General features: G+C 40.2%; 8 protein-coding genes. 3 read left to right on the forward strand and 5 right to left on the reverse strand.

Going from position 1 to position 14,031, the window contains the following annotated elements:
* The first annotated feature begins 76 nt into the window (after positions 1-76).
* Both MWU82_RS05855 and MWU82_RS05860 read left to right on the forward strand, forming a co-directional pair.
* Positions 77-919: a phosphatase PAP2 family protein gene (locus MWU82_RS05855; RefSeq protein WP_215947244.1), complete on the forward strand. Its 843-nt coding sequence runs from the start codon at positions 77-79 to the stop codon at positions 917-919.
* Between the two features lie 103 nt (positions 920-1,022).
* Positions 1,023-2,192 (forward strand): aldose epimerase family protein, encoded by a 1,170-nt coding sequence (locus tag MWU82_RS05860; RefSeq protein WP_247095607.1) that lies wholly within the window; start codon positions 1,023-1,025, stop codon positions 2,190-2,192.
* 563 nt (positions 2,193-2,755) lie between these two features.
* On the opposite strand, the gene MWU82_RS05865 is transcribed toward MWU82_RS05860, so the two are convergent.
* The 4 genes from MWU82_RS05865 to MWU82_RS05880 all read right to left on the reverse strand — a co-directional run bounded on the left by MWU82_RS05865 (position 2,756) and on the right by MWU82_RS05880 (position 11,769).
* On the reverse strand, positions 2,756-3,643 hold the full coding sequence (locus MWU82_RS05865) for a type IX secretion system membrane protein PorP/SprF (RefSeq protein ID WP_247095608.1): 888 nt from the start codon (positions 3,641-3,643) through the stop codon (positions 2,756-2,758).
* A gap of 35 nt (positions 3,644-3,678) precedes the next feature.
* Complete coding sequence (locus MWU82_RS05870; protein WP_247095610.1) at positions 3,679-9,159, reverse strand: BspA family leucine-rich repeat surface protein; 5,481 nt, start codon at positions 9,157-9,159, stop codon at positions 3,679-3,681.
* 532 nt (positions 9,160-9,691) lie between these two features.
* Entirely contained in the window at positions 9,692-10,843 is a 1,152-nt protein-coding gene (locus MWU82_RS05875) for a helix-turn-helix domain-containing protein (protein WP_247095612.1), read from the reverse strand.
* 482 nt (positions 10,844-11,325) lie between these two features.
* Positions 11,326-11,769, reverse strand: a complete 444-nt coding sequence (locus tag MWU82_RS05880; protein WP_247095614.1) for a hypothetical protein — start codon at positions 11,767-11,769, stop codon at positions 11,326-11,328.
* A gap of 507 nt (positions 11,770-12,276) precedes the next feature.
* On the opposite strand from MWU82_RS05880, the gene MWU82_RS05885 reads away from it, so the two are divergent.
* Entirely contained in the window at positions 12,277-13,185 is a 909-nt protein-coding gene (locus MWU82_RS05885) for a lysophospholipid acyltransferase family protein (RefSeq protein WP_247095616.1), read from the forward strand.
* A 65-nt stretch (positions 13,186-13,250) separates the two neighbouring features.
* Here MWU82_RS05885 and MWU82_RS05890 read toward each other — a convergent pair whose 3' ends face one another.
* A complete protein-coding gene (locus tag MWU82_RS05890) occupies positions 13,251-14,024 on the reverse strand; it encodes a creatininase family protein (protein WP_215947256.1) in 774 nt (257 codons plus the stop codon).
* Positions 14,025-14,031: the final 7 nt, after the last annotated feature.

Below are 14,031 nucleotides of genomic sequence, written 5' to 3' on the forward strand. Positions count from 1 at the left end.
TGTAAGAGATTGCATTAAAATTTAGAACCAAATCCATAAATGGTTAATTTTGCACATGAATAACGCCAAGGTTTTAATGAATTTGAAATTCCAAGTTTTAATTTTTAGTTTAATCTTTTTTTTGGGCCTTCCAAAGTTGGAGGCGCAGACCCAAGCTCATGACACCATCAGTACTTGGGAAATGTTGGGGTATGACGGGGCAAGTGCCTTTGGAGGGTTAAAACATGCCTACTCCAGACCTTTTCATTGGGAAAAGGACGATTTTATAACCGCAGGCGCTATTATCTTGGGAACCGGGGCGCTGTATGCCTTTGATGAAGACAGCTCCGAGTGGTTTCGGAATCAGGAAGAGGACGTTCCTGGGGTATTAAAGGAGGCCGGTTATTACCTGGGAAAACCACTTTATAACTACTCCATCAACGGAGGGGTGTATTTAATTGGGCTTTTTACGAAGAATGAAAAATGGAGAAAAACAGGGGTGCTCCTAATTTCCTCGGCCACTACGGTAGGATTACTTCAATCTGTGAGTAAAACTTTTGTTGGGCGGGCCAGGCCTATAGCCAATGTGGGAAAAGGAAGCTTTAAGCCATTTAGCAATGAAGCTGCCTATCACAGCTTTCCCTCGGGGCACACTATATTGGCATTTACTACATTTTATGCAATAGGCAAGCAATTTAAAAATCCATGGGCCAAAGGTGGGTTTTACGCTTTGGGGCTTCTTTCTCCCGTTACAAGACTTTGGAGCGGTGCCCATTGGCTAACAGATGTAGCCTTGAGTGTAGCTGTAAGTGTAGTGGTGGTAGATTCAATAGATAAATACCTTAATAAGGAGCGGTATCCCGGGATTATGTCAAAGGACAAAATTAGCTGGAGACTTCAAGTTGGGCCTGGAACCATAGGCCTAAGAGGGACTTTTTAGTTTTTTAAAAAGTGAGTTCTTTTTTTAATGAAAATATAGTGTTTGTGGGTTTTGTATATTACCATTTATTTCAACACCAACTTTAATCTGCCAAGTAAATAATATGAAGTTTATAAAACAGTTTTTTTATGGCCTATCCTTATTAGTGATAGTGATTTTTAGCGTAATGTGTAAAGACGAAAAGAAAAAGGAAGTGACCCAAAAGATTGAAAAAGTGAGTATTGAAAAAAACGAATTTGGGACTACGCCAGATGGTGGGAAGGTAGACCGCTATACCCTTAAAAATAGTTCAGGAATGACGGTGGATATAATAACCTATGGTGGAATTATTACTTCCACCAAAGTTCCAAACAAAGAGGGTGTTTCGGAAGATGTGGTTTTAGGGTACGATAACCTTGGACAATACCTAGAAAGTAGCCCGTATTTTGGTGCAATTATTGGCAGATATGGAAACAGGATAGCCAAAGGAAAATTTTCTTTGGACGGAATGGAATATAGTTTGGCCGTTAATAATGGAGAAAACCATCTGCATGGAGGTATTAAGGGTTTTGATAAAGTGATCTGGAAGGCATCCGAGGAAACGGGCGAAAATTATGCAGCCTTAAAATTGGTTTATTTGAGCAAGGATATGGAAGAAGGCTATCCCGGGAGCTTGAATACCACGGTTACATACACGCTTAAGGAGGACAATTCTTTGGATATGGCCTATGAGGCAACCACAGATAAGAAAACAATAGTAAACCTTACCAATCACAGTTATTTTAATCTTTCAGGGGATTTTTCCAAAACTGTTCTTGATCAGGTCCTAAGTTTGAATGCGGATAAATATCTTCCGGTAGACAATACCTTGATCCCCACAGGGGAAATTGCTGATGTGGAAAACACTCCGTTCAATTTTAGAGAACCAACACCCATCGGAAGCAGGATCGAGGCGGACGATGATCAATTGAAGAAGGGCGGCGGTTATGATCACTGCTGGGTTTTAAACGGTCAGGACAAAGGACATCGATTGATTGGAACGGTCTATGATCCAGGAAGTGGCCGGGTTTTGGAAGTGTTCACCACTGAACCAGGGGTACAGTTTTATTCTGGTAATTTTCTGGATGGCACCCTTCCTGCCAAGCAGGGGGGAACCTATAAAAAAAGAAGTGGCTTTTGTTTGGAGACCCAGCATTATCCAGATTCACCAAATCAATTGGATTTTCCATCGGTGGTTCTAAATCCTGGAGAAAAGTATAGCTCAAAAACCACCTTTAAATTCTCTATTAAATAATCTAGTATTATAGGTTTTATACTTGGTAATGCCTTCTTCGATTTGGTTATGATAATTTGGAAAATAAAGACAAGAAAGGGGAAGTGCATAAAGGCATTCTTCCCCTTTAATAATTATTTAATAGGTCCTTCTTTTAACTATTTTGTAGGTAATTAACGCTAAGGCTACAAGTAGACAAAACACAATAGAAATGAAAGGGTTATTGTCTATAAGCTTTACGATTGGGGCTACTATTTCCATAACATATAATGATTTCTGATTATCTAACAATTAGAGCAACTATCAACGATTTTTTTACTTAGATATTTTATCTGTACAAAGGTTGCTCCAAAACTTCTTAAATAAATTGCAAAACACTCCAAAACTTTGTTAAAACTGATTGGAATGCTACTGAAATATAGTTGGTGCAACAATTCCTTGGTAATAGTATGGGCAATTAAAAAGCGCTGAGGTGTTGTCTTGTTGTGCTGTTATCGGCCTCTTTGGAAATACAAAAAAGGGGCATTTAAAACACCCTTTTTTTAATAAATTGGTACTAGGTACTAAAGATTTGCCTTTGTTACTTAAAACACAAACCTCAGGAACAGCTCATTGGTGTTCTTGGCACTGGCCAGTTCACTTCTGGTACTTACCTCATAGGCAAATCCTAGGGTAAGGCGTTTCTGGATACTCAGGTTAACCAGGCCCGCAAAGGCCGAGTCGGTCCTGTAACTTGCCCCCAGTTCAAAGTCGTTGTTAAAGGAGAGCATGGTATTGAAATCAACCGACAACGGTGCCCCGCTTACTTGACGTAGCATGGCCGAAGGTTTCAACATTAGGTTGCCGTTGTTGCCAAGGGGCAGATCATAGCCCACTGTGGCGTAAAGGTGGGGCTTGGCCACGGTGGCCGTGGCCGTACCGTTGCTGTTCTCCGCTCTGTCCGTGCTCAGTATCCTGGGCATGGCCAAAGAAAGGAACAGCGCCTCCCGTTTAAAGAGGATTCCCGCCCCTATATTGGGGTTGAAATCGGAGATCGATGTTATGCTGGGATCCGACTGAATATTATAGGTCTCCAGGCCAGCCGTATTTACGGAATAGGAATTACCGCCCGCCTTTAGCCCTAGGTACAGTTCCATTTTTTCGGACAACTGGAGTTTGTAGGAGTAGTCGATTCCAATAAAGGTCTGACTCTCCACAAAGGTCTTGTCGTTCATTACGGATACCCCAAGGCCGGTCTTTTTTCCCAGTCGGGTGCCAAAGGAGACCACTATGGTCCTTGGCGCCTCTTCCACTCCCGTCCATTGTTGGCGGAAGCTGGAAGTAATGGCCGTCTTCCCCTCTGGGGAGACATAGGCTGGATTATAGGCGTTCATATGGTAACGATAATTGGTCAATAGCCCTTCCTGTTGGGCGAACAAGCTGCCCCCCGCTATAAAAATTAGGCCTAAAATAATTTTATTTAATATCTTCATTTTATTGATTTCTTTTACTGTAAATAATAGTTTGGTTAATGTGAAGTGATATATAGCCATCCGTCCTGGTCTACTTTGCCATCACCCTCATAATCGATCTGGAAGTAATAGGAGCCTGCATCCGGAAGTTTAGCTCCAAGGTCTTTGTAATGGCCATCCCACGTATTCTGGTAGTTCTTGGCCGAGAACACCTCCTTGCCCCAACTGTTAAATACACGAACAATGTTATTGGGGTAGTTCTCTAATCCGTAGATCGTCCAGGTATCGTTTATACCGTCCCCATTGGGAGTAAAGGCTTGGGATACGTCTATACTAGAGGCCGCATCCTCATCCGCTACGTCTTCCTCTTCCTCTTCTTTTTGACTGTCCGAACATCCGTTGGCATCGGCTGTTTCCCCGGCCGGGGTATCCGAACAATTATCCTCGGTATCGGCAACTCCGTCCCCATCATCATCGGTATCGGCATTGTTGCCCGTACCATCCCCATCGGTATCGGTATCTTCGTTTTCATCCAATGGGAAAGCGTCTTCGGTATCCGGGGTACCGTCGTTGTCATCATCGGTGTCTTCCCCATCTGCAGTACCGTCACCGTCCGTATCCTTTTGGCTATCGGCACATCCGTTGGCATCCACGGCCTCGTCTTCCGGGGAATCCGGGCATTGGTCCTGGGCATCGCTTACCCCGTCAAAATCGGCATCTTTTTGACTGTCCGAGCAGCCTTCTGCATCTACGGCTTCCCCGCTAGGAGTGTTGGCACAGAGGTCTGCATCGTCCGTAATCCCATCGTTGTCATCATCGGTATCGGCATTGTCGCCCGTACCATCCCCATCGGAGTCGGTATCCTCGTTTTCATCCAATGGGAAGGCATCTTCCACATCAGGGGTGCCGTCATTATCGGTATCGGTATTCTTTTGACTATCCGAACAACCGTTACCATCCACGGTTTCCCCGGTAGGGGTATCGGGACACAAGTCCGTATCGTCCTGCACACCGTCTTGATCCGAATCTACATTACAATTAAGAGAACCGTCATCTATATTCCAGCCATAGGTGTCAATAATACTTTTGCGAGCAGTTGCTCCTTCACAATAATCGGCCTCACCCCCAAAGGTTACATCATTTTGCAGGGTCAAATCACTCCAACCAATTAAGATCTTATCGTAATTGGCGGTCGACAAATCTGAATAGTAAAACATCTGGGTCATATCGGTCACATTACTTACATCCCAATCGCTAATATTTTGATTAAAAGCAATTGCCCAGTAAAACATACTGCCCATATCTGTGGCATTGCTTACGTCCCATTCAGATATATCTTGGTTAAAAGCTTGTGCTTCGGCAAACATGCGGCCCATATCGGTCACATTACCTACATCCCAACTGCCAATATCTTGATTGAATTCAAAAGCATAATGAAACATATCGCCCATATCCGTAACACTGCTTACATCCCATTCAGATATATCCCCATTAAAAGCTGAAGCATAATAAAACATATTACCCATGTTAGTCACATTGCTTACGTCCCAAGCCCCAATGTCTTGATTAAAAGATTCAGCACTATTAAACATAGAGGTCATAACGGTTACATTGCCCACATCCCAACGGCTGATATCTTGATCAAAGGCTGTTGCAGAGCTAAACATGCTGTGCATACTGGTCACTTTACTTACGTCCCAACCGCTAATGTCTTGATCAAAAGCTGTTGCTAGGGCAAACATGGCGTGCATATTGGTCACATTCCCTACATTCCAGCCACCAATGTCCTGGTTAAAGGCAGTTGCCCACGAAAACATATTGCTCATATCGGTCACATTGCTCACATCCCAACCACTGATATCTTGATTAAAAGCAGTGGCGTTACTAAACATGTAGCTCATATCCGTTACCTCAGAAAGATCTGGCACATCAGTCGCATTGATGACCACATTGGAGCATGATGCAAAACTACCTTCCATAGATCCCCATACTTGATCTCCCCATTGCTCTACAGATAATAATTTGTCTTTATCCGAATAGGCACCAAATTTAAGGTGCGGGAAAGCGCCGCTAATTTTTACCGTATAAGTACCTTTACCAGTATAATAATAGGTATGTTCGGCATCGTCCGTATATACCTTAGTATCGGTAGTACCATCACCCCAATCCACGGTATAGGCAAAGGTGCCGTCACCCGTGGGGATGATTATTCGATTGTCAGATGAATAACCTTCATTATCCGTTTTCCAAGTGGTGATAAAAGGAGCTGGGCAATCCTCTCCACCATCTTCAAATTCCCAGCCATAGTCTTCAATTAAATCTTGCCGTGCTGTTGCCCCGGCGCAATACACACTATTACCGCCTTCGAATGTGATTCCTGTTGGTATTTGGGTTTCCCCTGCGCTTGTATCCAAAGTGTTCCAGCCTATTAGGGTGTTGTCGTAATTTTCCTGTGATAAGCCAGCTGCATCGAACATTTCTTCCATATTCGTTACATTACTAATATCCCAACTACCTAAATCTTGGTCAAAAAGGGTTGTCCCTTGTAACATTTTGGACATATTGGTCACATTGCCCACTTTCCAATCACTAATATTGCCATTAAATTTAGTGGCCATATTGAACATAGATTCCATGTTGGTTACAGCACTTACATCCCAGCCTCCAATATTCTGATTAAATTCTGATGCCCCATGAAACATATAACCCATATCGGTAACATTGCCCACCTCCCAGGAACCAATATCCTGATTGAAATTTGCTGCACCAGAGAACATACTGTTCATATTGGTGACATTAGAAACCTCCCAAGCACTTATATCCCCATTAAATTTAGTTGCCCCGGAGTACATAGCATACATATTGTTAACCATAGAAAGATCTGGCGCATCGGTGGCATTATATTCCAAATTTGAACAGTTCATAAAACTACCGTTCATACTGGCCCATTGCTGAGACCCCCATTGATCAATGGATATAATTCTGTCCTTACTGGTGGTGTCATCTACTAATCTAATTTGTGGAAAAACCCCACTAATACTTACTGTATAGGTACCCGCTGTGGCATAGGTATGTGTAGCATCGTCTGTATGAGAACTAGTTGAACCATCCCCCCAATCTACCGTATAACTATAGGTATAATCTGAATTTGTAGGGATGGTCAATGATCTATTTGTATCACTTATTTCCCAGGTGGTGATGAAGGGGCAATCCTCTCCCTCATCGGTAATAGTCCACCCATAGTCTTCATCTAATTCTTGCCATGCTGTTGCTCCAGCGCAATAGGTGCTATTGCCGCCGCTGAATTCAACATTTGTTGGTATTTTTATTTCCCCGGCGGAGGTATCCAAAGTGTTCCAACCCATTAGGGTGTCATCGTAATTGGCCGTGGATAGTTTGGCACCTTTAAACATATCGTCCATGAATAAAACACTACCTATGTCCCAACTACCAAGATTTTGATCAAATGCTGTTGCTCCTTCAAACATAGAAAACATATTCGTTACCTCCCCAACATCCCAGGAACCAACATCCCCATTGAAAGCCGTAGCACCTTGGAACATAGAGCTCATATCGGTTACATTGCTTACATCCCAACCGCCAAGATTTTGATCAAATGCTGTTGCTCCTTTAAACATACTACCCATACGCTTTACCTCACCAACATCCCAGGAGCCAATATCCCCATTGAAAGCCGAAGCACCAGAGAACATAAAGGACATGTCTTCAACACTGGAAACCTCCCAATCATTAAGGTCTTTGTTAAATGACGTGGCTTCATAGAACATTCCTATCATAACAGCAACGTTGCCCACATCCCAATTACCAATATCCCCATTGAAAGCCGTAGCACCAGAGAACATTATGAACATGTCTTCAACACCGGAAACATCCCAATCATTAAGGTCTTTGTTAAATGATGTGGCACCAGAGAACATTCCCTCCATATTGTTAACATTAGAAACATCCCAAGCACTTATATCCCCATTAAATTTAGTTGCCTCGGAGAACATATAAGCCATTTGGGTCACCAAAGAAAGATCTGGCGCATCCGTGGCATTATATTCCAAATTTTTACATCCACTAAAACTTTCATACATACGAGTCCATTGTTGGGTTCCCCACTGTTCTATAGATACTAATTTATCCCGATTAACAGGGCTTGACCCAAATTTTGGGTACGGAAAATCGCCGCTAATGGTTACCGTATAGGTATCCGCTGTGGCATAGGTGTGGCCGGCATCTTCCGTATACACCATAGTATCTGTGGATCCATCTCCCCAATCTACGGTATAGGCAAAGGTGCCATCACCTGTGGTAATCTCTATATTATCATAATCGGCTTCGGTCTTCCACTTGGTGACAAAGGCAGTTTCAGAACAATCCTTGCCCCCATCGGTAATAGACCACCCATAAGTGTTGATTAATTCTTGTCTTGCTGTTTCTCCTTCGCAATACGTACTAGTGCCGCCATCAAATGAAAAATTTCCTGGTATTTTTGTTTCCCCGGCAGCAGTATCCAAAGTACTCCACCCAATTAGGGTGTCATCGTAATTTGCCGTGGAAAGTTTGGCGCCATAAAACATACCGGTCATGTTATTAACATTGCTTATGTCCCAACCGCCAAGATTTTGATCAAAAGCTGTTGCATTATAAAACATAACATATATTGGGGATACGTTGCCCACATTCCAATTGCCGATATCCTGGTTAAAAGCCGTAGCCCCGAAGAACATGTGGTTCATAGCGGTAACATTGCCAACGTCCCAATTGCTAATATCTCCATTGAAAGCCGTAGCCCCGTGGAACATATCGCTCATATCCGTAACATTGGATACCTCCCAATCATTAAGGTCTTTGTTAAATGAAGTGGCACCATGAAACATTGCCGACATATTGGTTACATTGCCCACTTCCCAGGAACCAATATCCTGATTGAAATCCGTAGCCCCATTGAACATAGACCACATATTAGTAACATTGTCCACTTCCCAAGAACCAATATCCTGATTGAAATTTTCTGCACCAAAGAACATTCCGCCCATATTAGTAACATTAGAAACATCCCAACCACTTATATCCCCATTAATTGCAGTTACACCGTAGAACATTCTATATATATTGGTAACCAAAGAAAGATCTGGCGCATCTGTGGCATTATATTCCAAATTATTACAGTATCTAAAAGTATCTTCCATACTCTTCCATTGTTGGGTGCCCCATTGTTCCATAGATACCAATGCATCATTAGATATCAACTTAATATGTGGAAAAGTACCGGAAATAGTTACCGTATATTCCCCAGCGTCATAATAATCATGATGTGCATCACCGCTGTACACATTAGTATCACTAGAACCATCTCCCCAATCTACCGTATAGGCATAAGTGTATTCAGAGGAACTGGTACCGATTTCTATTGGTATGTCATCTTCCTCCGTTTCCAATTTGATAATAAATGCATCTTGTGCCTGTAAAAATCCGAAGCTCAATAAAGCTATAAGGAAAAGTAGGGGGTGTGTAAAATTCCTTTTCATAAATGATTTAATTGTTTGTTTTGTTATTGGTGTATGGCGCCCATAATTTAAGTAGGAAAACGCTGATGCTTTTTCTGATGGGTAAAGAACGGAGCATAAAAGAGAATGATATATATGGGACTTGGCGAATATGTGCCAACATCCGATTTGGACCCAAAAATCAACCTATAAAAGGAAAGAAAAGAAAGAGGTTTCTTACAATTCAAAACATTGTAAACAAGTAATTTAAATGCCTTTACAACCACTTGTAAAAAAGCAATACTTTGATAAAACCTTGCATTAAATATTCACCCATAAATATGTGTCCAAATCGGATTTGGATACATAAAAATGTAAATGAGCGTCAAAAATAGACAGGTTAACGGGGTTATTTTACACTCTAGACTCCGAAGGTCTTGGTGATAATTTTATTAATTGGGCAATGAGGTCTCGACTGCGCCCGACCTGATAAACCCCCACAGTAGCACGTTTGAAAAACCTTCTACAGGCATATCCCAAACACATTTATTACCAAAAAGATGAGCAAGGGCTTTTATCGACTATTAGAGCTAAATTCGGTTACGTTCAGGGTGGTAACTTTTTTAAAAGTCTTACTAAAAGAACTTCTATTGGCAAAGCCACATTGCTGTGCAAGGGCTTCCATGGTATTCCTGTCAAGGTAGCCGAGATTGATCAATGCTTTGGCGTTATCTATGCGTACTTTGTTCCTGTAGGCTGAAAAGCTATGACCATGGTGCTGGTTCAGGAAATAGGAAAAATGGTGTGGGGGAATTTCCATGGCCTTGGCGCATTGGGTAAGATCAAAATCCTTATTTAAAAACAGGCCTTCTTTTTGTAACTCTTTCAGTTTCTCATCTAAGGCGTCAACATCCAACCCAAATTTAAAATCCTCATCTTTTTTTAAAGATGGGTCTATGGCCGATTTATTTTTTTTGGTTCTTGGGTAGCCTTGTAAGATGGAGGGAAAATAAATGGGTATTATACCTATGGCAAATAGCACTACATAAAATACAAAGTTGACGGCTCGTAAAATTGGTCCGGTAGAACCTAAGAAATTAACCTTCAACAATTTTTCAAATGCGAACATTGTCGCCAATAAGGACATTATTAGAAATAAGACAAATAAAGAAATCGTCCAGAAAATTAATTTTCTATCTTTCTCTTTATACAAGTTTCGAATAAAATTAATCATTAAAGGCAATAAGCTGAGCAGTGACAAAAATTGCCATAAAAAACGCATGGCATAATGTTGGTTTATATTAAAAATTCCATACTGGACAGCAAGTCTTTCCCCTGGTTTTAAATTCGCATTATTAATGATGGTGTCATATACCTCCTGCGGCTTGGAATAAACATTCAACACATCAATAAAACCAATGATAAAGGGGGCAAATAAAATTAGATACCTCCAACGCCAAACAAAATCATCTTTGATAAGACTTACAAAATAAAAAAATATAGGTACGGCTATTAAATTATAAATGGGCAAGGGCCAAACATAAAACCAACGGAACTTTAAAAGTAGTCCGGATTCAATAATGTAGGTTTGAAATGTATAAATAGAGAATATGATATAAAATGCCCCTAAGAAGAAAGCGGAATTTCTATTAACGGATTTTCTGGTAAAAAATGAAATTGCCAATACCAACCCGAAAACAGCTAAGATTAAGAAAAAATTTTGCAAAATGTAAGGTATTACTTGTGTATTACAGTATTGGGCAAATTTAATTCTTTAAACCAAAAATAGACAATAAGTAGAATAGAATTAAGGATAAAAAACAATTTAATACCAATGGATTCTTTATAATTCGGTTTCTAATGGAACCCTGTATTTATCTCCAATTCCGTTATAAACCTTCCTTAAATTTGCTTTGACCCCAAAAAAACATACCAAATCAATCTATGTGTTGGCCACTTCTATCAATTTTGTGCCAACGGGCAATAGCCTTCTTCCAATTTTTGGGCATCTGTTAAAACTAAATTGAAGCGGCTAAAGATGTTATTGGAAATGTTGGATAAAACTAATTCAGCCCTTAATGACCAGTTATTTTTGGTTTTTAAAAGAAGGGGAGTAAAAACTAATTGTCTCCAGATCTTTGTCTATGGACCAGTTTTTAGTTTTAGGGGCTTTACCCTAGGGTTGTTGGAATACCTGAATAGGGATTACTAATTGAGCAACCTATTTCCTTTGTCCTTTTTCATGACTTTGGAAACCAATTTAAATAGGCGCGATTTAAGTTCCCTGTATTGAACAGAGTACCTCGCCATTTCAGAATTCAATTCCCAATGGGTTTCCGTATATGCTTTTTCCATTTTCAACTGATCTATTTGATCCAGCATTATTTCCAATTGGTTCTCATGGGCTTGGACTTTTTTCATCAGTACGATTACCTCTTTTTCCGCAGTGGCGATGGCTCCTATGATTTCCTTACTTTCGTTGAACACGGCCGTATCCGTCAACTGTAAGGTGTAAGATTTTACCAAATTATTTAAGAACAGTTGTTCATCCCTAATAAATTTTAATTCCGACATCCATTTTAGACTAGCCTCGTGCATTTCGTTGGGGTCCAGCCATTCAATCATTCTCTTTTTATTAATTGCAGCGCTCATAATGTTGTGTTTTAGATTAAATACATGACTCTTTAGGTTTTGATGTTCCCAATATTTGCCAGCTTAATTTGTGATGCCAAAAGCTGGGAATGGCAAAAATGGTCGGTAGTTGCAAATTTTTATATCTGCAACCTTAAAGTTAGGAAATTGAAAAGCGCAGCTAAATGATATTCGTCATTTTTAGGGATTGATCTAAACTTTTTTCTTACTTGTCAATGGACTTCCTTATTACCCGTGTCTTGGAAAGGTTTTGACTGTTATTTTTGTTGGTGGTGCACAAGAAGAGAATAAAATATCCTTAACTTTTATATTCTCTTTCTAATCAAGAACTGTGGTTAATTAGTGGAAAATCAATAAATTAGATAGATTTTGAGCAGTATTAACAAATTCTTACCGTTTCATATTTTACGGCATTGGGTAAGTATTTTTAATTTTGACGTACAAATGATAAGAAATCCCAAGTAATAAGTAATGGGTGTTATTTGGAATACTTAAATCAAATATAGGATGAAATACCTTTCAAGATTTAAATTTCTCCCCTTTTACGCTATTTCCTTACTTCCGATGTGGGCTCTTTATAGGGTTTCGGATTTTATGTATTTTTTGGTATATCACGTTGTGGGCTACCGAAAAAAGGTTGTATTCAATAACTTAAGGAATTCTTTTCCCTCTAAGAATGATGATGAAATAAAACAAATAGCCAAAGATTTTTACAGGCATTTCTGCGATATTGTTTTGGAATCCTTTAAAAGGTTGACAATAGGGGAGAAGGCTATAAAAAAACGTTTGCTCATTAAGAACCCGGAGTTGATCCAGCAATATGTGAATGAGGATAGAAGTATTCTCATGTATACAGGTCATCAGGGCAATTGGGAATGGTTGGTTTTTTTGCCATTGATGTTTCCCTATAGTTCAAATACGTTTTACAAACCTATCAAAAACAAATATTTTGAGGAGTTGTTCAAAAATATGCGGGAAAGGTTTGGTGTAAATTGTGTGGAATCGGACAAGGGATTTAGGACCATTATTGATAATCATCAAAGGAAGGTACTTACCTTAAATTGTATGATCGGCGATCAAAGTCCAACCAAAAAGAGTTCCAAATACTGGTATAATTTTTTAAATCAGGAGACTGCCTTTTTTGTTGGTGCCGATAAAATTGCCAAAAAAACAGATCAGGTAGTTCTTTTTCCGTTCTTCAAAAAACTAAAAAGGGGTTATTATGAATTGGAATTTCGAATTATAGAGGATCACCCACAAATAAGAAACAATTTTGAAATTTTGGAGAAATACGCCCAACAATTGGAACAGGCCATTGTTAGTGCACCCGAGTTGTGGTTGTGGAGCCATAGACGATGGAAGTTAAAAAGGGAGGACTTTCCGGTTGTAGATAAATTGGAATATGTTACTAAATAAAGAAGGTGTACAGCCCTTGGATAGACCTCCTAATTACAAATTGAAGTTTTATTAAAAAATTATTGTTATTCGTACATATCATCTAAATCGGCATGGTGCAGCTCTACAAAAAAATCTGCAATACCGTCTGTCACTGCCCTAAAGTAGTTTGCTCCATTTTCCGGGCTGGCCATTTTAGGATTTCCTACACCAGTATCCTTTGTTACCGCAGTCCATTTACGTTGAGCGGAAACCCAACCCTCTTTTAATCCATTTATTTTGAAAGTTTTGGCGTTTCCATCTCCAGCTTGGTCCAAAGGCAATACCAAATCTGGGGTTAAGTGCATTACTACGGCTGTTTCCAATTCCCCGGCATGATCGCCTGGTTCGGTAAAAAATTGGGACCCATCTTTTACCTGCCACCAATTTAGGGAGCAAACAAAGACAGTGGGATATATTATGCTCAGTTCTCTAATAATCTGCTTGAAATTATTGCCTCCGTGTCCGTTTACGATAACTAATTTGTGAATACTATTGGCTTCCAGGACCTGAACCAAATCTTTTAATACTGCCATTTGAGTACTTGGATTCATGTTTATACACAGATCAACATCCATTTGTCCAGTATTGACCCCAAAAGGAATATTGGGCAGGACTATTACCTTCGCCTCTTTGGACCAGGCCTTTTTAGCAGCTTCAATGGCAGCATTTTCCGCTAAGATATTATCAGTTCCATAGGGTAAATGGTAGTTGTGGGCCTCAGTAGCACCCCATGGCAATATGGCCACAGTATATTCCTCTGTCTTTACATTTTTCCAATTGGTTTCGGCAAGTACGTAGGGTCTTGGATCAGACTTCATAATAAGG

Origin of the sequence: Arenibacter sp. S6351L (assembly GCF_023016025.1) — a bacterium.
Classification (GTDB): domain Bacteria; phylum Bacteroidota; class Bacteroidia; order Flavobacteriales; family Flavobacteriaceae; genus Arenibacter; species Arenibacter algicola_B.

What these genes read in the sequence shown, in the direction of transcription:
- MWU82_RS05855 (WP_215947244.1), top strand. Translation starts at nt 77, where the DNA reads ATGAATTTGAAATTCCAAGTTTTAATTTTTAGTTTAATCTTTTTTTTG.
- MWU82_RS05860 (WP_247095607.1), top strand. Translation starts at nt 1,023, where the DNA reads ATGAAGTTTATAAAACAGTTTTTTTATGGCCTATCCTTATTAGTGATA.
- MWU82_RS05865 (WP_247095608.1), bottom strand. Translation starts at nt 3,643, where the DNA reads ATGAAGATATTAAATAAAATTATTTTAGGCCTAATTTTTATAGCGGGG.
- MWU82_RS05870 (WP_247095610.1), bottom strand. Translation starts at nt 9,159, where the DNA reads ATGAAAAGGAATTTTACACACCCCCTACTTTTCCTTATAGCTTTATTG.
- MWU82_RS05880 (WP_247095614.1), bottom strand. Translation starts at nt 11,769, where the DNA reads ATGAGCGCTGCAATTAATAAAAAGAGAATGATTGAATGGCTGGACCCC.
- MWU82_RS05885 (WP_247095616.1), top strand. Translation starts at nt 12,277, where the DNA reads ATGAAATACCTTTCAAGATTTAAATTTCTCCCCTTTTACGCTATTTCC.
- MWU82_RS05890 (WP_215947256.1), bottom strand. Translation starts at nt 14,024, where the DNA reads ATGAAGTCTGATCCAAGACCCTACGTACTTGCCGAAACCAATTGGAAA.